Below are 232 nucleotides of genomic sequence, written 5' to 3'. Positions count from 1 at the left end.
GTGTTATATGGTCAAGCCTCACGGGCAATTAGTATTGGTTAGCTCAACGCCTCACAGCGCTTACACACCCAACCTATCAACGTCGTAGTCTTCGACGGCCCTTTAGGGGATTCAAGATCCCAGTGAGATCTCAACTTGAGGCAAGTTTCCCGCTTAGATGCTTTCAGCGGTTATCTCTTCCGAACATAGCTACCCGGCAATGCCACTGGCGTGACAACCGGAACACCAGAGG

The 232-nt window shown here is 51.3% G+C and carries 1 rRNA gene; it reads right to left on the bottom strand.

Annotation, left to right across the window (positions count from 1 at the left end):
- Positions 1–7: 7 nt before the first annotated feature.
- Positions 8–232, bottom strand: a 23S ribosomal RNA gene (locus AC6UDF_RS07485); the annotation flags it as partial.

The organism is Fructilactobacillus sp. X2R6C1, assembly GCF_059901295.1.
The sequence above is the reverse complement of the archived record's forward strand: the minus strand, read 5'-3'. Positions and strand labels throughout refer to the sequence as shown.